The sequence below is a fragment of the Microbispora hainanensis genome (assembly GCF_036186745.1).
Taxonomy (GTDB): domain Bacteria; phylum Actinomycetota; class Actinomycetes; order Streptosporangiales; family Streptosporangiaceae; genus Microbispora.
The window spans coordinates 4,576,763-4,597,490 of sequence record NZ_CP108086.1; the positions used below are offsets into that span (position 1 = coordinate 4,576,763).

General features: G+C 72.3%; 16 protein-coding genes. 8 read left to right on the forward strand and 8 right to left on the reverse strand.

The window, feature by feature from the left end; translation table 11 throughout:
* Entirely contained in the window at positions 1 to 498 is a 498-nt protein-coding gene (locus OHB01_RS21445; RefSeq protein ID WP_142649897.1) for a DUF402 domain-containing protein, read from the forward strand.
* A gap of 232 nt (positions 499 to 730) precedes the next feature.
* Here the strand turns inward: OHB01_RS21445 and OHB01_RS21450 are convergent, their stop codons facing one another.
* The 5 genes from OHB01_RS21450 to OHB01_RS21470 all read right to left on the reverse strand — a co-directional run bounded on the left by OHB01_RS21450 (position 731) and on the right by OHB01_RS21470 (position 8,985).
* A complete protein-coding gene (locus tag OHB01_RS21450; protein WP_328853886.1) occupies positions 731 to 2,290 on the reverse strand; it encodes a DHA2 family efflux MFS transporter permease subunit in 1,560 nt (519 codons plus the stop codon).
* 31 nt (positions 2,291 to 2,321) lie between these two features.
* A complete protein-coding gene (locus tag OHB01_RS21455) occupies positions 2,322 to 5,621 on the reverse strand; it encodes a BTAD domain-containing putative transcriptional regulator (protein ID WP_328853887.1) in 3,300 nt (1,099 codons plus the stop codon).
* A gap of 87 nt (positions 5,622 to 5,708) precedes the next feature.
* The gene (locus OHB01_RS21460; RefSeq protein WP_328853888.1) at positions 5,709 to 6,830 is read right to left on the reverse strand and encodes a hypothetical protein; all 1,122 of its coding nucleotides are present in this window, start codon (positions 6,828 to 6,830) and stop codon (positions 5,709 to 5,711) included.
* Positions 6,827 to 8,086, reverse strand: coding sequence for a glucarate dehydratase family protein (locus OHB01_RS21465; protein WP_142649893.1), 1,260 nt, complete (start codon positions 8,084 to 8,086; stop codon positions 6,827 to 6,829). The genes OHB01_RS21460 and OHB01_RS21465 overlap by 4 nt, the downstream gene beginning before the upstream one ends.
* Positions 8,083 to 8,985 (reverse strand): 5-dehydro-4-deoxyglucarate dehydratase, encoded by a 903-nt coding sequence (locus tag OHB01_RS21470; protein WP_328853889.1) that lies wholly within the window; start codon positions 8,983 to 8,985, stop codon positions 8,083 to 8,085. Before OHB01_RS21470 ends, OHB01_RS21465 begins: the two co-directional genes overlap by 4 nt.
* A gap of 672 nt (positions 8,986 to 9,657) precedes the next feature.
* Here OHB01_RS21470 and OHB01_RS21475 point away from each other — a divergent pair.
* Positions 9,658 to 10,461, forward strand: a complete 804-nt coding sequence (locus OHB01_RS21475) for an NAD-dependent epimerase/dehydratase family protein (protein WP_142649891.1) — start codon at positions 9,658 to 9,660, stop codon at positions 10,459 to 10,461.
* A gap of 13 nt (positions 10,462 to 10,474) precedes the next feature.
* Positions 10,475 to 11,878: an aldehyde dehydrogenase (NADP(+)) gene (locus OHB01_RS21480; RefSeq protein ID WP_312845768.1), complete on the forward strand. Its 1,404-nt coding sequence runs from the start codon at positions 10,475 to 10,477 to the stop codon at positions 11,876 to 11,878.
* Positions 11,879 to 11,946: 68 nt separating this feature from the next.
* Here OHB01_RS21480 and OHB01_RS21485 read toward each other — a convergent pair whose 3' ends face one another.
* Entirely contained in the window at positions 11,947 to 12,651 is a 705-nt protein-coding gene (locus OHB01_RS21485) for a TetR/AcrR family transcriptional regulator (protein ID WP_142649889.1), read from the reverse strand.
* Between the two features lie 120 nt (positions 12,652 to 12,771).
* On the opposite strand from OHB01_RS21485, the gene OHB01_RS21490 reads away from it, so the two are divergent.
* Positions 12,772 to 14,391, forward strand: a complete 1,620-nt coding sequence (locus OHB01_RS21490; protein ID WP_328853890.1) for an FAD-dependent monooxygenase — start codon at positions 12,772 to 12,774, stop codon at positions 14,389 to 14,391.
* Positions 14,392 to 14,446: 55 nt separating this feature from the next.
* A complete protein-coding gene (locus OHB01_RS21495; RefSeq protein WP_168066247.1) occupies positions 14,447 to 14,872 on the forward strand; it encodes a nuclear transport factor 2 family protein in 426 nt (141 codons plus the stop codon).
* A 196-nt stretch (positions 14,873 to 15,068) separates the two neighbouring features.
* On the opposite strand, the gene OHB01_RS21500 is transcribed toward OHB01_RS21495, so the two are convergent.
* Together OHB01_RS21500 and OHB01_RS21505 are read right to left on the reverse strand one after the other, a co-directional pair.
* On the reverse strand, positions 15,069 to 16,370 hold the full coding sequence (locus tag OHB01_RS21500) for a pectate lyase (RefSeq protein ID WP_328853891.1): 1,302 nt from the start codon (positions 16,368 to 16,370) through the stop codon (positions 15,069 to 15,071).
* 56 nt (positions 16,371 to 16,426) lie between these two features.
* Entirely contained in the window at positions 16,427 to 17,344 is a 918-nt protein-coding gene (locus OHB01_RS21505; RefSeq protein ID WP_142649885.1) for a 5-dehydro-4-deoxyglucarate dehydratase, read from the reverse strand.
* A gap of 248 nt (positions 17,345 to 17,592) precedes the next feature.
* Here OHB01_RS21505 and OHB01_RS21510 point away from each other — a divergent pair, with 248 nt between their 5' ends.
* The 3 genes from OHB01_RS21510 (at position 17,593) to OHB01_RS21520 (ending at position 20,712) form a co-directional block, all read left to right on the forward strand.
* Positions 17,593 to 18,450, forward strand: coding sequence for a carbohydrate ABC transporter permease (locus OHB01_RS21510; RefSeq protein ID WP_142649963.1), 858 nt, complete (start codon positions 17,593 to 17,595; stop codon positions 18,448 to 18,450).
* 19 nt (positions 18,451 to 18,469) lie between these two features.
* On the forward strand, positions 18,470 to 19,348 hold the full coding sequence (locus OHB01_RS21515) for a carbohydrate ABC transporter permease (protein WP_142649884.1): 879 nt from the start codon (positions 18,470 to 18,472) through the stop codon (positions 19,346 to 19,348).
* Between the two features lie 74 nt (positions 19,349 to 19,422).
* Positions 19,423 to 20,712, forward strand: coding sequence for an ABC transporter substrate-binding protein (locus OHB01_RS21520; protein ID WP_142649883.1), 1,290 nt, complete (start codon positions 19,423 to 19,425; stop codon positions 20,710 to 20,712).
* The last annotated feature ends 16 nt before the right edge of the window (positions 20,713 to 20,728 follow it).

Here is a 20,728-nt window from a genome sequence, read left to right on the forward strand (position 1 = left end):
GTGTCCGAGGTGAGGATCGTCTACCGCAAGTACGGCGGGTCGCTGCACTGGCACCAGTACGCGCGGGTGCTGGGCGAGGACGAGCACGGCGTCTGGACCGGATGTCCCCCGGGCACCGTCGGCCGGCGGGGAAACGAGCCGCCGGTGGTCTGGGAGGACGCCTTCGTGATGCTGTTCCCTGGGAACGCGTGGTGGACGGCCACGTTCAACTCCCCGTCGAACCGGTGCGCCATCTACTGCGACGTCACCACCGTGCCCGTCCGCGGCGACGGCCGGATCACGATGGCCGACCTCGATCTCGACGTGCTCCGGATGCGCGACGGCCGGGTGATCCTGGACGACGAGGACGAGTTCGCCGTCCACCAGGTGCGGTACGGCTACCCGGAGGAGGTCGTCCGCCAGGCGGAGCGGTCGGCCGCCTGGCTGATGGAGGCGGTGGCCGCGCGGACCGGCCCCTTCGGCGGCGCCCACCACCGCTGGCTGTCCCTCGTGAGATAGGGACCACGCCCGCCTTGATGTAGGCACCATGCAGGACCGAGGCCATGGGAAACCCTCTGTGGCTCATGACCACGCCCGCTTTGATGCAGGCACCATGTCCCATGCCTCGGCGGGCAGTGCCTCGCCGGGCCACGCCTCAGTGGGCCGGGCCTCAGTGGGCCGGGCCTCAGTGGGCCGGGTCTCGGCGGGGGCGCCCCCGGTGTGCGGGGACGCCCCAGGCGTGTGGCCCGCATCAGTGGGCCGTGACCGCGCCCTCGGCGGGCTGCCCGCCGGTCTCCTCGTCCTCGGTCTCGGGGATCACCTTGGGCACGCCGCGCAGTGCGAACGGCACGGCGACCGCGAGCACGAGCAGGATGGCCGCGCCGGTCAGCACGGTGACGTGGATGCCTTCGACGAACGCCTGACGGGCGGCCCGGGCGACGGCCCCCGCGGCGTCGCCCGGGAGCGTGGCTGCGACCTTCAGCGCGCCCGCGAGCGTGTCGCGTGCCTCGGCCGCGGGCCCGCCGGGCAGGCCGGGCGGAAGCGCCAGGCCGTTCCGGTAGGCGCTGGTCAGCACGGTGCCGAGCACGGCGATGCCGAGCGCGCCGCCCATCTCGTGCGCCGTCTCCGAGATCGCGCTCGCCGCGCCGGCCCGTTCCTTGGGCACCGAGGCGAGCAGCGTGTCGCCGGTCACCGCGAACGTGAAACCCATCCCGACGCCCTGGATGATCATGGCGACCAGCATGTAGAGATAGGGCGTCTCCGTGTCGATCCGGCTGAACAGGATGAACCCGGTCGCGGTCAGCACCAGCCCGAGGCTGACGACCGGCCCGCGGCCCCACCGGTGCACGAGCACACCGGACAGCGCGCCGCCGAGGCCCCCGGCGAGGCCGCCCGGCAACCCGGCGAGCCCCGCGGTCAACGGCGACCAGCCCATGACGAGCTGGAAATACTGCGCGAAGACCACCGACATGGCGAGCATCGCGAAGACCGCGACCAGTTCGGCGCCGACCGTGGCCGCGAACGCCCGCCGCCGGAACAGCGCCACGTCGATCAGCGGCTCGGCCAGCCGGGTCTGCCTGCGGACGAAGACGACCAGCGCGGCGACCGCGACCACCGCCGCGACGATCACGGGGGCCTGCGCGACGCCGCCGGTCGTGGCCTCCTTCATCGCGTAGATCAGGCCGAGCACGCCTGCGGCGGACAGCGGAACGCTGACGAGGTCGAGCCGTCCGGGCCGGGGGTTGCGCGACTCGGGCAGCACGACGAACCCGGCGGCCAGGACGGCCACGACGACGGGCACGTTGATCAGGAAGACCGAGCCCCACCAGAAGTGGTCGAGCAGCAGGCCGCCGACGACGGGCCCGAGGGCGAACCCGATCGCGCCCACGCTGCTCCAGATGCCGACCGCGGTGGTCCGCTCCTTCGGGTCGGAGAACACGTTGCGGATCAGCGACAGCGTCGAGGGCATGATCGTCGCGCCGGCCACGCCGAGGAGCGCCCGAGCGGCGATCAGCAGCGGGGCGTTCGGCGCGAACGCCGTGAGCACCGAGGTCGCGCCGAAGGCGGCCAGGCCGGTGAGCAGCAGGCGTTTGCGCCCGATCCGGTCGCCGACGTTGCCCATGGTCACGAGCAGCGCGGCCAGCGCGAAGCCGTAGATGTCGGCGATCCACAGCAACTGGGTGGCCGAGGGCGCCAGGTCCTCGCCGAGCTTCGGCAGGGCGAGGTGCAACACGGTGAGATCGAGGGACAGCAGGAGCATGGCCAGGCAGGCGACGACCAGCGTGCCCCATTTGCGAGAGGTGCCGTTCATGGCCGTCAGCGTGCGCCCGGGCGCTGACGGCTCATCCACCGAGCGCTGACAGGTGCCTTTCGATGACGGTCAGCGCCGCCGCCTCCGTGTCCTCCGCGGCGCCCTCCGCAGCCCCCTCCGCGGCACCCCTCGTGACGCCCGCCGTGGCCGGCACCCGCTGCCGCGTGAACGCCTCGGCCTCGGCGTACGTCCGGTCGAAGGCGTCGTCGCCGAGGACGGTCCGGCAGCGCGCCTCGATCCGGGCGACGTCCGGATCGCGGACGGCGGGCGCTCCGCGCAGCGCGCCGCCGACGCCCAGCAACCAGGCGGCCCGCTCGGGGGCCTCCTCCAGCAGCGCGACGCCGGCGACGCCCTCCGCGACCGCGGCGGTCATGGCGAGGCTGCGGGTGCCGAGGCCGGTGGTGAGGGCGCGGCGGTGCCACGCCAGCGCCTCGGCGGCCTGGCCCGACATCTGCGCGGCCCAGCCGAGCGCGAGATAGACGTGCGAGCGCGTCTCCTCGGCGGTGAACCACTCGGCCGTGCACTCCGCCAGGGCCGTCTCGTACCACCGCCGGGCCCCGGGCAGGTCGCCGTCGTGCCGGGCGAGCTCGCCGAGCCCGAGGAGCGCCGTCGCGAGGATCTCCGGTGCGCCCGTGCGCCGGGACAACTCGGCGGCCCGCTCGAAGTCGGCCCTCGCGGCGTCCATGTGCCCGGAACGCATGCGGGCCCAGCCGCGCCGGCAGAGGCTCTCGGCGAGGTCCGCCGTGGCGCCCAGCCGCTCGGCCAGGTCGATCGCCTCGTTGGTCAGCGCCTCGACCCGTTCGAGATCGCCCCGCCCGTCGGCGACGTCCGACATCGCGGACAACATCATCACGCGGAGCCAGACGTCCCCGGCGGCGCGGGCGTCGCGGAGCGCGCCGGTGAGCTCCTGCTCGGCCTCGTCGAGCCGGCCGTCGAACGCCTTGAGATAGGAGAGGCTGAACCGGCTGAGCATCCGCGTCCACGGGTCGCGCTCCAGCGCGCGGAACAGGTCCTCCATCCGGCCGAGCATCTCCCCGGAGGGTGGACCGCTGATCATCGCGTTCAGCACGAGGAGGTACGGCTGACGGGGCGGCATGGGCAGCGTGTAGGTCCGGCCGATGGCCTCGGCCACGAGCGCGTCCAGGGCGGGGCCGCTCGTTCCGCCCCAGGCCACGAGGCAGGCGCACACGACGTGCTCCTCCTCCAGGCCCTCGGGCGGCGTGGCGCCGACCTCGCCCAGCAGTTCGGCGCCCAGCCGGGCGGCCTCGCCGCGCAGCCCGCGCAGCAGCCAGTAGCCGGCCGTGGCCGACAGCAGCCGCAGCGCGGGTGCCAGATCACCCGCGCGTACGGCACGGCGCAGCGCGGCCTGCAGGTTGTCGCGCTCGCCGTCCAGCCGGCGCAGCCACTCGATCTGACCATGCCCACGCAGGTGCGGGTCGGCCGTGGCGGCCAGGTCGAGGATGTACGCGAGGTGGGCCTGCCGCATGGTCTCGCTCTCGCCGGCCTCGGCGAGCCGTTCGGCGCAGAACGCCCGGATCGTCTCCAGCATCCGGTAGCGGTCGTCCACCACCTCGACGAGGGACTTGTCCACCAGGGAGGCGAGCACACCGTCGGTGTCGGGCAGGCCGCACACCCGCTCGGCCGCCTCCAGCGTCGCGCCGCCCGCGAAGACCGTCAGCCGCCGGGCGAGCGCGCGCTCCGGCTCGTCGAGCAGGTCCCAGCTCCACTCGACGACCGCGCGCAGCGTCCGGTGGCGCGGCTGGGCCGTACGGCTGCCGCGCGACAGCAGCGCGAAGCGCGGGGCGTCGCCCTCCGCCGCCGGGTCGCCGTCGTCGCCGCCCAGCCGGGCGGCGATCCGGGCCAGGGGCAGCGAGCGCAGCCGCGCGGCGGCCAGTTCGACGGCGAGCGGCAGCCCGTCGAGCGCCCGGCAAATCCGCAGCACGTGCCCGACGTCGCCGGGCGTGAGGACGAATCCGGGGCGTACGGCGGCCGCCCGCTCGGCGAACAGCCGTACGGCCGGATAGGCGAGCGCGTCCTCCACGGAGGGCTCGCCGGCGGCTTCGTCGGCGGGCGGCGGGACCCGCAGCGGGGGCACCGGGCACAGGCGCTCGCCGGTGATGCCGAGCGCCTCCCGGCCGGTGGCCAGCACGCGCAGGGCGGGGCACGCCGCGAGCAGCCGGTCGGCGAGCCGGGCCGCCTCCTCCACGACGTGCTCGCAGTTGTCGAGCACGAGCAGCACCGGCCGCAGGGTGAGGGCGGCCACGAGGCGGGCGACCGGATCGGCGGCGCCCTGCCGCGTGCCGGGAGCGGGGATGGCCGCGGCGGTCTCGCGCAGCCCGAGCGCGCCGAGCACGGCCTGCGGCACGTCGGCGCCGTCGGTGAGCGGGGCCAGCTCCACGAGGCAGACCTCGCCCGGCCACCGGCCGGCCGCCTCGATCGCCAGCCGGGTCTTCCCGGTGCCGCCCGGGCCGATGAGCGTCACCAGCCGCGCCTCGGCGAGCAGCGCGCCGATGCGCTCCAGCTCGTCGTCGCGGCCCACGAGAGAGGTGAGCGGGACGGGGCGCCCGCCGGTCGCGGCGGAGGCGGAGGCGGGAGCGAGGGAGGGATCGGAGCGCAGCACCGCGAGGTGGATCGTGGCCAGCTCGGCCGAGGGATCGACGCCCAGCTCGTCGGCGAGCACCCGCCGGGCCTCGTCATAGACGGCCAGCGCCTCCGCCGGGCGGCCCGCAGCGTACAGCGCGCGCATGAGCTGTCCGCGCGAGCGCTCCCGCAGCGGGTGTGTCGCGACCCGTTCCTGCAGCTCGGGCAGCAGGTCGCGGTGCCGCCCGAGGGCGAGGCGGGCCTCGGTGAGGTCTTCGGCCGCCGACAGGCGCAGCTCCTCCAGCCGGGCCGCCTGGACGGGTGCGAACGGCGCGTCGGGCACGTCCGCGAGCGCGGGCCCGCGCCACAGCGCGAGGGCCTGGTCGAGCAGGCCGGCGGCCCCGGCGGGGTCGCCCGCGTCGAGCGCCCGCCGCCCCTCGGCCGCCAGCCGTTCGAAGCGCGGCGCGTCCACGTCGTCCGGGTCCACCGCCAGCCGGTAGCCCGCGGGTTCCCGTACGACGAGGTCGCCGAGGTGCTGGCGCAGCCGCGACACCTGGGCCTGCAGGGCGTTGGTCGCTCCGGCGGGAGGCTCGGCGCCGTAGAGGCCGTCGATCAGGCGTTCGGTGGTGACGACCCGCCCCGCGTTGAGGAGCAGCAGGCCGAGCAGCGCCCGCACCCCCGGCCCGCCGACCGGGACCGGGCGCTCGCCGTCGGGCCGCGCCTGCGTGGGGCCGAGGATGCCGAACCGCATGCCCATGATTGTCCCGCATCGTGTCGGTCTCTGGGGTGGGCTCGGCACGGGTTCGGCACGGGCTCGGCACGGGCTCGGCACGGTGCCTCAGCGGCGGATCGCCTCGGCGATCGCCTTCAGCCGGGCCGCGGAGGCGAGGCCGCCGTGATACCAGTGGATCTCGTCGGCACCCGCGGCCGTGTAGGCCTCGGCGAGGAACGACAGCGCCGCGCCGTCCGCCGGGCGCGGGGGCAGGGTCAGCACGTACGCGCCCACGCGGGGGCCGAGCCGGCCCAGGGCGCGCAGCCCGGCCTCGTCCACCTCGGGGGCGTTCCAGCAGTTGCCGACGAGCACGTCGACGTCCACCCCCTCGGGCACGGTCGCGAACGGGCCGGTCGCCCACGGGTCGGCGTTGGCGTGCAGGGCGATCTTCAGGCCGGGCCGCACCGCCCTGGCCTCGGCCAGCAGCAGGTCGCGCAGTTCGCCCGCGAGCCCCGTGCGCAGGTCGCGCACCGGGCCGGCGAGGTCGCCGAGCGCGTCCTCGACCGAGCGCGGCGCGCCGTCGACGCCCGCCCGCACCCTGGCGCGGACCTCGGCGAAGTCCAGCCCGGCCGCCTCATAGCGGCGCAGGCAGGCCGCGCAGAAGCACAGCGACAGCAGCGCGATCTGCGCGGGCGACCAGTCGGCGCCGTCGGTCTTCTCGTGGTGGCCGCCGTGCCGGAAGCCGAGCGCGCCGCACGCCTCCAGGATCAGCGCGTCGGGGTCGCCCGCCTCGACGACCTCGTGGACCAGCGTGCGGCAGTAGTCGCGCACGTCGGCCGCCGCCGGGCACAGCGCGTACGGATAGAGCTCGCCGAAGGCGTTGGTGACGACCAGGTCGGGGTTGGCCGCGCCGAGCAGCGTGCTGTGGGTCAGCACGGTCCACGCGTGGACCGGCAGCCCGACGGCGCGCAGGGCGTCCCTCGCCTCCCCGAACGGGTCGCCCGAGTCCACCCACGACGGCGTGCCGGGCACGAGCCGCGACCCCTTCCACGCCTCCTCGCGTACGGGGACGTAGCAGGCGGCGTGCCGGGCGTCGACCAGCCGGTGCGCCGGATGGAAAGGGGTGGCGGCGCGGGTGGTGTGGTAGGAGGCGGCGAGCGCCACCGCGTCGACGCCGAGCGCCTTGAGGCGTGCGGCGGCGCCGGGGTCGCCGACGATGTCCCAGGGGTAGGCGTAGATGACGTTCACCAGCGTGGCCTCCGAGCGGAGAAGGACGGGTCGACGGACCGCATGTACGTCGTGTCGTCGCGGGAGCGTACCCCGCACTTCTCATACTGCTCGTTCATGATTGCGAGGGCGTCGCGGTCGAGTTCCACTCCGAGTCCCGGGCCGTCGGGCACCGGGACCGCGCCGTCCACGAACCGCAGCGCGCCGGGGACGACCACGTCCTGGCCGTCCTGCCAGGGCGTGTGGGTGTCGCAGGCGTGGGTGACCGACGGGGTGGCGGCGGCCAGGTGGGTCATCGCGGCGAGGCTGATGCCGAGGTGGGAGTTGCTGTGCATGGACAGCTCGATGCCGAAGGTCGCGCACAGTGTGGCGATGTGCGCCGAGCGCACCAGGCCGCCCCAATAGTGGTGATCGGTCAGCAGCACGCCGATCGCGTTGCGCCGGACGGCCTCGGGCAGGTGCTCGGGCGTCACGACGCACATGTTGGTGGCGAGCGGCATCGGCACCTCGGCGGCGACCCGGGCCATGCCCTCGATGCCCTCGGTCGGGTCCTCCAGATATTCGAGCACGCCGTCGAGCTCGCGGCCCACCCGGATCGAGGTCTCCACGCTCCAGACGGCGTTGGGGTCGAGGCGCAGCGGATGGTCGGGGAACGCCTCGCGCAGCGCGCGGGTCGCCTCGATCTCCTGCTCGGGCGGGAACACGCCGCCCTTGAGCTTGATCGAGCGGAAGCCGTACCGGCCGATCAGCATCCGGGCCTGCTCGACCACTCCTTCGGGGTCGAGTGCGGCGCCGAAGCCGTCGTCCGGCGCGCCCGGGTGGCCCGCCCACTTGTAGAACAGATAGGCGCTGTACGGCACGGCGTCGCGCACCCTGCCGCCGAGCAGGTCCACGACGGGCCGGCCCACCGCCTTGCCCTGGATGTCGAGGCACGCCACCTCGAAGGGGGAGAAGATCCGGTCGACGGTCTTGGCCCGCGAGGAGGTGCCGGTCAGGCCGTGCAGGTCGGTGACGACGTCGGCCCCGACGAGGCCGGCCACGGTGGCGTACATCGCGTTGTGGCCGTAGACGTCGTGTCCGATCAGCGCCTCGGCGGCGGCCCGCACCCGCACGAGGTGGTCGAGGTCGCCGTAGGTCTCGCCGAGGCCGGTGAGCCCCTCGTCGGTGACGACCTCGACGATCGTGCGCAGCGCCCACGGTTCGTGCACGCCGGCGGCGTTGAGCAGCGGCGGGTCGCGGAAGGCGACCGGCGTGACGTTGATCTCGCGAATCCTCATCCCACGATCTCCAATCCGGCCTCGATCAGCCGCTCCAGCCGGGCCACGTGCTCGGGCGCCGCGTCGACCAGCGGCGGGCGCACCGGGCCCACGTCGAGGCCGCGCAGTGCGACGCCGGCCTTGATGAGCGAGACGGCGTAGCCGGGCACGAGGTCGCGCAGCTCGACCAGCGGGCGGTAGAAACCGGCGAGCAGGCGCCGCACGAGGTCGTCGTCTCCGGCGGTCACGGCCTTGTGGAAGGCCAGCGCCACCTCGGGGAGGAAGCAGAACACGGCGGAGGAATACAGGCTCACGCCGATCCCCCGATAGGCGGGCACGGTCATCTCGGCCGTCGGCAGCCCGTTGAAGAACGTGAAGTCGCCGTCGGTCGCGTCCCTGACGGCGAGCACGATGCGCTGCATGGCGTCGACGTCGCCCAGGCCGTCCTTGAACCCGACGACGTTGGGGATCTCGGTGAGCGCCACGGCGGCGGCGGGCGTGAAGCGGGCGTTGGCCCGTTGGTAGACGATGATCGGCAGGTCGGTGGAGGCCGCGATCTCACGGACGTAGCGCACCAGCCCGTCGGCGGGCGCGCTGACCAGGTAGGGCGGCAGCAGCAGCAGGCCGTCGGCGCCCGCGTCGGCGGCACTGTGCGCGCACTCGCGGGCGAACGGGAGGGAGCCGCCCGCTCCCGACAGCACGGGCACCCGCCCGTCCGCCGACTCGACGGCGATCCGCACCACCCGTGCGTACTCGTCGATGCCCAGTGCGTTGAACTCGCCGGTGCCACAGGCGGCGAACACCCCGCCCGCGCCCTCGGCCACCCCTCGGCTCACGTGCTTGGCCAGCACGTCCTCGGCCAGCTCACCGTCCGAGCCGAACGGTGTGACCGGAAAGAAGAGAACGCCGTCGAGCTGCATCCGCCCACCCCCCTTTGGTGTCCACATATATGGACAGAGTTCTTCAATATGTCCCCGAAGCTAGCCGGATCATCCGATGAAAGTCAACTTTGTCACCCTTTGGCCGCGCCGCTGCGGCCCGCGGCGCTGGTCGGCCCGCGGCGCTGGTCGGCCCGCGGCGCTGGTCGGCCCGCGGCGCTGCGGGCCGAGCTTGTAGGCGGGCGTCACCGGCATCTCTCCGGAGCCAGGCTGCCGGCGGCAGGGGCGAGTGCGGGGGGCGAGTGCAGGGGGCGAGTGCGGGGGGCGAGTGCAGGGAGTGAGTGCGGGGGGCGAGTGCAGGGAGTGAGTGCGGGGGGTGCGTGCGCCGATCGGACAGATGACGCGGCATGTGCCCGCCTCCGGTTCACGTGTTGGGGGTGGTTCACGTTCTGAATCGGCCCCGCAATTGTGATTGCTCGCTAGCAAGACCGTAGAAATTGGCATCAGTTGCGTCAAGGAGAGATGTCAGGTCAGATATGTGAACCATGCACGTGCTTGTGAACATTTGTGGGTTGCTGCGAGACTGACGCCGTTCCGCATCGACACGGTCCATACGTCGCTTGGACGATCACGGAGCGCCGCGCACCGGCGCGGGCACCAAGATCCCCATCACCGGGGCCGCGCTCCATGCAGGGCCGATCCGACAGGAGGCACATGCGAATTCTCATGACCGGCGCGGCGGGCGGCGTCGGCACCCTGCTGCGACCCCGGCTGGCCAGAGAGGGGCGCGTGCTGCGCCTGCTCGACGTCGTCCCGCTGGAGGCGGGCCCGGGCGAGGAGGCCGTGACCGCCGACATCACCGACCCCGCCGCGATGGAAGCGGCGATGGACGGCGTGGACGCCGTGCTGCACCTGGGCGGCCACAGCGTCGAACAGCCGTGGGCGGACATCCTGCAGGTCAACATCAACGGCACCTACGTCGTGCTGGAGGCCGCGAGGCGGGCCGGAGTGCGCCACGTCGTGCTGGCCAGCAGCAACCACGCGGTCGGGTTCCACCCGCGCGGCGAGGGCGAGGCGCCCGACTACCTGTTCCCGCGCCCCGACACCTTCTATGGCGTGAGCAAGGTGACCAAGGAGGCGCTCGGCTCCCTCTACCACGACCGCTACGGCATCCAGGTGACCTGCCTGCGCATCGGCTCGTGCTTCGAGAAGCCCAGGGACGTGCGCATGCTGTCGACCTGGCTGTCCCCGGACGACTGCGCGCGGCTGGTCGAGGCGTCGCTTGCGGCCGACGGCTTCCACGTGGTGTGGGGCGTGTCCGCCAACACACGCCGCTGGTGGTCGCTGGAGGAGGGCCGGGCCATCGGCTACGAGCCCAAGGACGACTCGGAGGTGTTCGCCGAGAAGCTGATCGCCGAGCACGGCGAGCCCGATCTCGGCGAGCTGCCGCACTCCCTGGTCGGCGGGGCGTTCTGCGGTCCCCGTTACGATGTCGGGAATCTGACGGCGGAAAAGTGAGGTGACCGATCAGGTGATCGATTCCGTACAGGCGGCGGTCGAGCGAGCCGCGACGGCGGGCGAGGCGTGGCGGGCGACGCCCCCGGCCGAGCGAGCCACCGTGCTCGAAAGTGTCGCCGACGCCCTGCTCAAGCACGCCGAGGAGCTGTGGCCTGCCGCCGCGGAGGAGACCCGGCTGCCGGAGGCGCGGCTGCGCGGCGAGATCGCCCGTACGGCCGCGCAGTTCCGGCTGTTCGCCGACGTTCTGCGGGACGGCGGCTGGGTCGAGGCGGTGATCGACCACCCCGACCCCGGCGCCACCCCGCCCCGGCCCGACCTGCGGCGGATGAACCACCCGCTCGGCGTCGTGGCCGTCTTCGCGGCCAGCAACTTCCCCTTCGCGTTCTCGGTGGCGGGCGGCGACACGGCGTCGGCGCTCGCGGCCGGCTGCCCGGTCGTGGTCAAGGCCCACGAGGGGCATCCCCGCACCTCCGACCTGACCGCCTCCGTCGTACGGCAGGCCCTGCCCGACCCCGACCTGCTCGGGCTCGTGCACGGGTTCGAGGCGGGGGCTCCGCTGGTGCAGCACCCGCTCGTCACGGCGGTCGGCTTCACCGGCTCCCTCGCGGGCGGCACGGCCATCCAGCGGCTGATCGACGAGCGGCCCGACCCCATCCCGTTCTACGGCGAGCTGGGCAGCGTCAACCCGGTCGTCGTGTTGCCGTCGGCCGGCCCCGCCGAGGTGGCCTCCGGGTTCGCGGCCTCGCTCACGCTGGGGGTGGGACAGTTCTGCACCAACCCCGGCCTGGTCTTCGTACCGGCCGAGGGCGGGTTCGAGGAGGCCATCGCCGAGGCGGTCGGCGCGACCAGCGGCGGGCCCATGCTGACCGGCAAGATCCGCGAGGGCTACCTGCGGGCGTCCGGCCGGCTGGCCGAGCGGCTCCCCGTGCTGGCCGGCGGAAGCGAGGTGGACGGCATCACCCCACAGGTCTTCGCCGCCGACCTGGAGGCGTTCGCGGACGGGCTGCCCGAGCTGGCGGAGGAGTGCTTCGGCCCGTCGGCGATCGTGATCCGCTATCGCGACGCCGCCGACCTGCCCGCCGTGCTGCGCCGGCTGCCCGGGTCGCTGACCGCGACCATCCACGCGGCCGGGCCGGAGGAGGCCCGCGATCTCGTGCCGGTGCTGCGGCGCCTGGCGGGGCGGCTCATCTGGAACGGCTGGCCCACGGGCGTCGCCGTCTGCTGGGCGATGCACCACGGCGGCCCCTGGCCCGCCTCCACGGCCCCGGCGCACACCTCCGTCGGCGCGGCCTCGATCAGCCGCTGGACCACCCCCGTGGCCTACCAGGACTGGCCGGCGGATCTGCTGCCGCCGGAGCTGCGCGACGACAACCCCCTCGGCGTGCCGCAACGCGTGGACGGCCGCCTGCGCGTCTGACACCACCGCGCTCGTCGCCGCGTGTTCGCTACCGCGCCGCTCCCGTTCTGGGGGAGCGGCGCGGACTGTTATTCGGCCCGCTGTTCCTTGTGCTGTTCCGACCGGTCTTCGGGTCGCTGTTCCGACCGGTCTTCGGGGTGCCGTTCGGGGCCGAGCCCGAGGAGCCGGGCGACCAGGGAGACCTGCTCGGCGTAGTGCCGGACGAACTCGGGGGAGTGGGGATCGGCTCCGCAGACGCCCTCGACGACGTGTGGCAGGGTGACGGGGGCCATGGCGGCGGCCATCAGCATGATGCTCAGACAGGCCGGATCGACCTCGTCCGGCAGCCGGCCCGCCGCCTGCCGGGCGCGGACCTCGTCCACGTAGCCCCGCAGCGCCTCGGAACGCGGCGCCTGGTCGGGATCGGTGTGCGGCCCCGCGTACTCCAGGCCGCTCCACGCCAGCAACCGGACACCGTCCGGGTTGTCCAGCGCCTCCAGCGCGTACCTGCGGATCTGCTCGGGCAGCGGCGTGGCGGGCGACACGAGCTCGCCCTGACGCTGCCGCCAGCGTTCCCCGAGGGCCCGATAGAGGCCCTCCTTGCCGTCGAAGTAGTACGAGATCAGCTGCTGGTTGACGCCGGCCCTGGTGGCGATCGCGCTGAGCCGGGCGCCCGCGTAGCCGTGCGCGGCGAACTCGGCCGTGGCCGCGTCCAGGATGAGCCCGCGGGTGCGCTCCGGGTCGCGCTGCCGTTCCTGGGGCTTGGGCGATCTGCGGGGCTTCGGCGTGGACATGATCCGATCGTAGCGCTGACAGTGTCATCCATCCATTCAACACAATCAACCATCTGATTGACACAATTTTATAGACGGTTGATTATGGGTGCGACAGGTTCCGAACGGGAGGACGCACCCATGACCACGCCGTACGACGACAGGACCGCCGTTCTCATCGTGGGAGGAGGCATCACCGGCCTGTCCGCCGCGCTCTTCCTCACCCGCCTCGGGGTCCGCCCGATGCTGGTCGAACGGCATCCGTCGACGGCGATCACACCGCAGGCGCGGGCGTTCAACCCGCGCTCGATGGAGATCTACCGCTCGCTCGGGCTGGAGGAGGAGATCCGCGGGCGGCAGTCGATCCTCGCCGGCCTTCCGGAGATGATCGGCGCGGACACGCTGGCCGGCCGGGAGCGCTTCCGCGTGGACCTGCTCGCGCACGTCCGGCCGCCGTCATCGGTCGGCCCGGCCGACTGGGCGATGATCGACCAGGACGAGCTCGAACGGATCGTGCGCTGCCATGCCGAGAGCGGCGGCGCGGACATCCGCTTCGGCACCGAGCTGGTCTCCTTCGACGCCGACGACGACGGTGTGACGGCCGTCGTCCGCGACCTGCGCACCGGCGCCGACCGATGCGTCCGCGCCGATTATCTGGTCGCCGCCGACGGTCACCGCGCCGGCGTGCGCGGCCGGCTCGGCATCGGCGCGGACCAGCCGGGACCGGTGACCCACGTGGCGTACTTCGTCTTCGACGCCGACCTCACCGCCGTGCTGCGGGAACGCCGGTTCCTGCTGGCCTACCTCGACCGGCCGGTCACCGGCACCGTGCTCGTGCCGCTGCGGACCCCCGGGCGGTGGATGCTCGGCGTGCCCTACCGGCCGGGCGAGACCCCCGGCGACTTCTCCGAGGGGCGCTGCGCCGAGCTGGCCCGCCTCGCGACCGGGGTGGAAGACCTCGACCTCACGCTCGTGCCCCCGGTGCCGGGATGGCCGTGGAAGGTCTCCCACAGCACGGTCGGCGGGTGGGTCGCCCACCGATACCGGGCCGGGCGGGTGTTCATCGCCGGTGACGCCGCCCACGTCGTGCCGCCGTCCGGGTCGTACGGCGCGAACACCGGCATCGCCGACGCGCACAACCTGGCGTGGAAACTCGCCGCGGTGATCGGCGGCCGGGCGGGAGACGCGCTGCTGGACACCTACGAGACCGAGCGCCGGCCGGTCGCGCTGCTGACGCTGGAGACCGCGACGCGGCACCTCGCCGGTCGCCACGAAGGCACCGGCGAGGACGTCACCGCGATCGACGACCTGACCATGATCCTCGGGTACCGCTACGACTCCCCGGCGATCATCCCGGAGACGCCCGCGCCCGAGGCGCCGGCCGAGGACCCGCGGGCGCCCGGCGGGCGTCCGGGCCTGCGGGCGCCGCACGTATGGCTGGAGCGCGCGGGGACCAGGCTGTCCACGCTCGACCTGTTCACCGGAGCGTTCACCCTGTTGATCGGCCCGGACGGCGCGGAGTGGGCCGCGGAGGCCCCGGGCCGCGCCGGGCTGGACGTCCACCGGATCGGCGTCGATCTGCGTGATCCCGAAGGCCGGTTCTGCGAGGCGTACGGCATCACGAGGACCGGCGCGACCCTCGTCAGGCCCGACGGTTTCGTCGCCTGGCGGTCGAAGCAGAGCCCCCGCGGAGGGCGGCCGGGACGCCGGCTGGAGGAGGTGCTGGCCCGCCTGCTCGCTCCGGACGCCCGCCCGAGGTGAAGGGCCGGCGTCTCGATAGCCTGGACAACCAGGTGCGAGCATCGGGGGTCTCGCCGTGGCCGACGTGGTTGACCGATACTTCAGTGCGTACAACGCCCACGACCTGGACGAGGTCATGGGGTGCTTCTGCCTCAAGCCCGTCGCGGTGGGGCCGGGCGGCCCGGTGGAGGGCCGTTCGGAGGTGGCGTCCTACCACACCGCGATCTGGAGCGCGTTCCCCGACCTGCACGTCACGGTGTTGCGGAAGGTCGTGGAGGGCGACGTCGCGGCGGTCACCACGGTGGGGACCGGCAGGCACACCGGGCCCTTCCCGCTCACCACGGGTGAGGAGCTCCACGGCTCCTGGCGGTACGTCAGCGTGCGGTGCGGCTGGTTCTTCACCGTGCAGGACGGCCTGATCGTCGACCAGCAGATCTTCTTCGACCAGCTTGAGCTGTATCTCCAGCTCGGGCTGCCGCTGTCCCGCCTCGGCCCGCCCTGACGAGGGTGCGCGCGGCTCCTCCGCACGCGGCCCCTCCGCACACCGCCTCCGCACACCGCCTCTGCACGCGGCTTCTGCACGCGGCTTCTGCACGCGGCTTCTGCACGCGGCTTCTGCACGCGGCCCCTGTGCGCGCGCACAGGGGCCGCGCGCCTGGCACGCACAGTCGCGTACAGGGGTCGCGCGCCGCCGGCCGTCAGTGGATCTCGCCGGCCCCGGCGTGCCGGGAGACCTCCCTGCGCACGCTCGCGGCGGGGTCGATCCCCGTGTGCAGGGCCGGCGTCCAGCCCGCGTCGGCGCCGAGGTCGGGGTCGTTCTTCGCGTTGTAGACGGAGACCAGGTCGATCGGCGTCTCCTTGCCGCCGACCCGCAGCAGGTTGCCCTTGGCCGTCAGCGTCGTGCCGCCCCAGTTGTAGAGCAGGTCGGCCGGGTCGACGCTCCGGCTCAGCCGGAAGTAGTTGTTCTCGGCGTAGATCTGCGACTCCACGCCCACGCCCAGCGCGTACTCGAAGGGCTCGGCGTCGGGCACCTGGTAGTAGTTGTTGTAGACGTGCACCTTGCCGAACCGCACGCGGGGCAGCCGCTGCAGGTTTCCGGAGAACTCGTTGTGGTGCACGGTGACGCTGAGCTTGCCCCGGTCGGTCGCGGGGTTGTTGGTCGAGCCGATCAGCATGGTCTTGTCGTGGTCGGAGAACTTGTTCCACGACACGGTCACGAAGTCGGAGCCGTTGGTGATGTCGGCCTGCCCGTCGTGCACCTGGTACGGCCGCCCGAAGTAGAGCGGCTGGTCGGAGTCGGGGTTGTCCCCATCGGTGAAGGTGTTGTGGTCGATCCAGACGTGGGTCGAGCCGGTGACCGAGATGTTGTCGTAGAGCGAGTTCCAGTTGCCCTCGTCGCCGTCGGTGGGGTCCCACTGGGGGAAGCAGTCGGCCGCGTCCTCGAAACGGATGTTGCGGATGATGACGTTGTCGGCCTTGTCCACGTGCAGGTTGACGTGCCGGATGGTCGCTCCCGGCAGGCCTGCGATGGTGGTGTCGGACGGCACCTTGAGCTTGATGTACTTCGTCTGCGCAGCGGCGGAGGCGGCCCGCGCGTCCTCCATGGGCCCGGACGGCTCGGTGTCGCGTCCCCACACCGCCGGGTCGTACGCCGCGAGGTAGCCGGCCAGGGTGTAGCCGCCGGTGGCGAAGTCGGCGCAGGTCTTGTCGACGTCGATGACGCCCTTGACATAGATGATGCGGGGGCCGGGGGAGGCGAGCGCCGCGGCCAGGCCCGCGCGGTCGGTGACCACGTGGACGTTCGACGCGGGGGCCGCCGCGCCGCCGGTGGTGCCCGTGCCGGACGAGGCCCAGCCGTCGCCCGAGGGCAGCGTCTGCCGCCCGATGTCGGCCGGCTTCCCGGCGGGCGGGGTGACCGCTCCGGCGGGGCCCGCTCCCAGCACGGGGACGGCGGCCGTGATCGCGAGGGCGGCCGACAGGAGTAGGGATCTTCCGGGCATGACTGTCTCCGTTCCGCGGTCGCTCCCCCGAGACGAGTCGTACGTGTCGCCGGCGCTCAGGCCGGATCGGGCGACCGCTCCAGTTCTTCGAGAAGGGCGAGGCCGCGGCCGATCAGCCCGGCGAGCCTGTCGAGGTGCTCGGGGCTGGGATCGGACAGCGGCCGGCGGACGGGTCCCACGTCCAGACCACGCAGGCGAACGCCCGCCTTGATGAGCGAGACGGCGTACCCCGGGCCCTCGTTGCGGAGGTCGACCAGGGGACGGTAGAAGCCCTCGATCAGACGGTTCGCGACGTCGTCGCGGCCGTCCCGCATCGCCCGGTAGCAGGCGAGCGCGAGGTCGGGGAGGAAACAGAAGACGGCGGAGGAGTAGCGGACCACTCCGAGGTCCCGGTACGCGAGCTGGGACAGCTCCGCCGTCGGCAGGCCGTTGAAGTAGAGCATTTCCGGCGGGGCGGCCTCGATGATCCGGCGCAGGAGGCCGAGGTCGCCGTAGCCGTCCTTGAGCCCGATGACGCCCGGGTGTCGCGCGAGCGCCGCGACCGTCTCCGGCTCGAAGATCGCGTTGTCCCGCTGGTAGAGGATGATCGGCAGCCGGGCGCCGTCGGCGAGTGCCTCGTAGTGGCGGCGCAGGCCGTCCTGGCCCGCCTGCAGGAGGTAGGGCGGCAGCGCGAGCAGGGCCGACGCCCCGCCGTCCTCGGCCGCCCTGGCGAACTCCAGGGCCATCGCGGTGCCGTAGCCGGTGCCGGCGACCACCGGGACGCGCCCGGCCGCCTCCTCGACGGCCGCGGCCACGCAGGCGGCGTAGTCGCGCAGGCTGAGCGTGGGGAACTCGCCGGTGCCACAGCAGGCGAACACCGCTCCGCATCCCGCCTCGACACCCTGCCGCACGTGCCGGCGGAACACCTCGAGGTCGAGCCGCTCCTCCTCGTCGCAGGGCGTGACCGGGAAGAACAGCAGGCCGTCGATTGTCACCGGCTTCCTCCGTCATCCATCTGAACGTGATTCATATTCGTGAACACCGGGACCGTACGGCGCGCGGCGGCGCGCGGTCAAGACGCGCACCCCGAAGAGAGCGAATGTTTCGAATAGGACACGGATCCTTGACAGGGATGCGGCCCGAACATCACCGTGGATCCGTCCACGTTTGTGAACCACGTTCAGGAATATGTCTTGGCTGTGGTTCCGGCAAGAGTCGCAGAGGAGATGCGCCGGTGACGACGATGCGCCGCAAGGCCGTGCCGTACCTGCTGATCTCGCCGACGGTCGCGCTCATCGCCGCGTTTCTCGTCTACCCGATCGCCAGCGTCGCGTACTACAGCCTGCAGCACCGCAACCTCACCCGGCCATGGGCGGACGGCTTCGCCGGGCTCGGCAACTTCCGGCAGATGCTGTTCGAGGACGAGGTCTTCTGGCACAGCCTCGGGTTCACCGCCAAATGGGTGGTCGCCGAGATCGGCCTCCAGCTGATCCTCGGGCTGGCCCTGGCCCTCATCGTCAATGAAAGTTTCATCGGACGGGGGCTCGCCCGGTCGCTGGTCTTCTCGCCCTGGGCAGTCTCCGGAGTGCTGACGACGGGCATCTGGATCCTGCTCTACACGCCGAGCACCGGCGTGCTGCGCTTCCTCGGGCAGCCCGAGGCGGCGGTCCTCGGCAACCCCGACACGGTCTTCCCCGCCGTGGTGGTGACCGAGTTGTGGCGCGGCGTGCCGTTCTTCGCGATCCTCCTGCTCGCCGGCCTGCAGGGCATCCCCGGCGAGCTCTACGAGGCGGCGGCGGTGGACGGCGCCGGGCGCGTCAGGCGCTTCCTCCACGTCACGCTGCCGCACCTGCGGGACGCGATCGTGCTGGCCACGCTGCTGCGCGGGGTCTGGGAGTTCAACAACGTCGACCTCCTCTACACCCTCACCGGCGGCGGCCCGGCGCAGGTCACGACCACGCTGCCGCTGTACGTCGCCCAGCGGGCGGTCGACTCCAAGGACTTCGGGTACGGCTCGGCGCTGACGATGGCGGGCTTCGTGATCCTGCTGTTCTGCTCCATCCTCTACCTCCGGCTCAGCCGGTTCGGCGGGGAACGATGAAGAGGCGAGGGGTTTCGCGATGAGCGCCGACGTCATGACCCGCCCGCGCACGCGAGCGTTGCCCCAGGGGGCCCGCAGGCGGAGGAGACGCGATCCCGGCCGTGTGCTGCGGCTCTACGTCCCTCTCGGGCTGTATCTGGTCTTCACCCTCGTGCCGTTCTACTGGATGCTCGTGTTCGCCCTCCGGCCGGCCGGTTCGACCGACCCGGTGCCGTGGCCGATCACGTTCGAGCACTTCGAGACCGTCTGGAACGACATCGGCTACGCGGTGTTCTTCAAGAACAGCGTGATCGTCGGGGTCTGGTCGCTGCTGGTCACCACGGTCATCGCGGTCATGGGCGGCTACGCCCTGTCGCGCTACCGGTTCCGCGGCCGGAGCCTGTTCATGGTCGTGCTGCTGTGCACCCAGTTCATCCCCGGCGCGATGATGCTGATCCCGCTGTTCTCGATCTTCAAGTCGCTCGGCCTGATCAACAGCCTGGCCAGCCTCATCGTCGCCGACACCGTCTTCAACCTGCCCTTGTCGATCATCCTGATGAGCGGGTTCATCTCGGCCGTGCCGTTCACGGTCGAGGAGGCCGCGATGGTCGACGGCTGCACCCGGTTCCGCGGCTTCCTCGCGATCGTGCTGCCGCAGCTGCGGCCCGGCCTGATCGCCGTGGGGTCGTTCGCCTTCATCCACACGTGGAACAACTTCCTGTTCGCGCTGATGTTCGTCAGCAAGCAGGACAGCTTCACGATCCCGGTCGGGCTCAGCTACACGATCGGGGAGTACAGCGCCGACTTCGGGGCCCTGGCGGCCGGGGGCGTCGTCGCCGCCCTGCCGGTGGTCTGCGTGTTCGCAGTGGTCCAGCGCTATCTCGTGCACGGCATCAGCGCCGGCGCCGTCAAGGGATAGCACCCCCAGAGACGGTCAAGGGATAGCACCCCCAGAGAACTGTCGAGAGCAGCCTGTCGTAAGCAGGAGGAACCATGAAGATGAAAGTGGCCTGGGCGGCGCTCGCCGTTCTGGCCGTCACCGTTACCGGATGTGGGTCGGACTCGGGTTCCGGCGAGGGCTCCGGCAAGACGACCATCACGTTCTGGGACAACAACGGGGGCGCCCGCACCCCGATCTATCAGGAGCTGATCAAGCGGTTCGAGGCGGCCAACCCCTCGATCCACGTCGAGTACGTCGGCGTCCCGATCGCCTCCGTCCAGCAGAAGTACGACACCGCCATCGCGGGCGGGGACACCCCCGACGTCGGCGGCGTCACCACGTCGTACCTGGCCAACCTGACCGGCCAGCAGGCGCTGGAGCCGGCGGACGAGTGGCTGGCCAAGAGCTCGGTGAACGGCAAGCTGGCCACGTCGATGCTCGACTCGGTCCGCAAGACCGTGCCGGACGGCAAGCTCTACCTGGTGCCCAACACCTCCAACATGGACGTGGTGTGGTACCTCAAGGACAAGCTCCAGCAGGCGCCGGACACCTGGGACGAGTTCTTCAAGGACGCCGACGAGCTGACCAAGAAGCCCGACGAGTACGGCTACACCATCCGCGGCGGGGCCGGCTCGATCTTCCAGATCCTGGCCGAGATGTACTCCTACTCGGGCGTGACCGAGTTCTTCGACGCCTCGGGCAAGAGCACGGTGAACGACCCGAAGAACGCCGAGTTCCTCACGAAGATGGCCGGGCTGTACAAGAAGGACACCCCCGAGGCCGACGTCACCAACGACTTCCCGAAGATGGTCGCCCAGTTCGGCACGGGGAAGATCGCGATGATGCACCACAACCTGGGCTCGTACAACGACCACGTCAAGGCGCACGGCAAGGACAAGATCGGCGCCTTCGCGCTGCCGACCGGTCCCGGCGGCAAGCGGACCATCGTCGCCAACCCCGTGGACGGCTTCGCGGTGTTCAAGAACAGCGAGCACAAGGACGCCGCCTGGAAGTTCGTGGAGTTCCTGGTCTCCCACGACGGCAACAGCTACTGGAACGAGCAGACGGGCCAGATCCCGGCCAACACCGAGGCGCAGGGCGACTCCTGGGTGCAGGGCCTGGAGCACCTGAAGACGGCCGTCGACACGCTGAGCGACCCGAACACCCAGGTCGTGTCGCCGCCCTACTACCTGCCGCAGTTCTCCTCCATCACCAAGGCCGACACCGAGCCGCTCTTCCAGAAGGTGCTGCTCGGCCAGATGAAGCCCCAGGAGTTCCTCGACACCCTGGCGCAGAAGCTGACCGACGCCCAGGCCGAATGGAAGAAGGCGACCGGCGGCTGACGATCGCCGCCGCGTC

Bases quoted from the DNA above. Each gene is read 5' to 3' on its own strand.
- OHB01_RS21475 (WP_142649891.1), top strand. From the start codon at position 9,658: ATGCGAATTCTCATGACCGGCGCGGCGGGCGGCGTCGGCACCCTGCTG.
- OHB01_RS21490 (WP_328853890.1), top strand. From the start codon at position 12,772: ATGACCACGCCGTACGACGACAGGACCGCCGTTCTCATCGTGGGAGGA.
- OHB01_RS21450 (WP_328853886.1), bottom strand. From the start codon at position 2,290: ATGAACGGCACCTCTCGCAAATGGGGCACGCTGGTCGTCGCCTGCCTG.
- OHB01_RS21485 (WP_142649889.1), bottom strand. From the start codon at position 12,651: ATGTCCACGCCGAAGCCCCGCAGATCGCCCAAGCCCCAGGAACGGCAG.
- OHB01_RS21455 (WP_328853887.1), bottom strand. From the start codon at position 5,621: ATGCGGTTCGGCATCCTCGGCCCCACGCAGGCGCGGCCCGACGGCGAG.
- OHB01_RS21500 (WP_328853891.1), bottom strand. From the start codon at position 16,370: ATGCCCGGAAGATCCCTACTCCTGTCGGCCGCCCTCGCGATCACGGCC.
- OHB01_RS21470 (WP_328853889.1), bottom strand. From the start codon at position 8,985: ATGCAGCTCGACGGCGTTCTCTTCTTTCCGGTCACACCGTTCGGCTCG.
- OHB01_RS21520 (WP_142649883.1), top strand. From the start codon at position 19,423: ATGAAGATGAAAGTGGCCTGGGCGGCGCTCGCCGTTCTGGCCGTCACC.
- OHB01_RS21515 (WP_142649884.1), top strand. From the start codon at position 18,470: ATGAGCGCCGACGTCATGACCCGCCCGCGCACGCGAGCGTTGCCCCAG.
- OHB01_RS21510 (WP_142649963.1), top strand. From the start codon at position 17,593: ATGCGCCGCAAGGCCGTGCCGTACCTGCTGATCTCGCCGACGGTCGCG.
- OHB01_RS21465 (WP_142649893.1), bottom strand. From the start codon at position 8,086: ATGAGGATTCGCGAGATCAACGTCACGCCGGTCGCCTTCCGCGACCCG.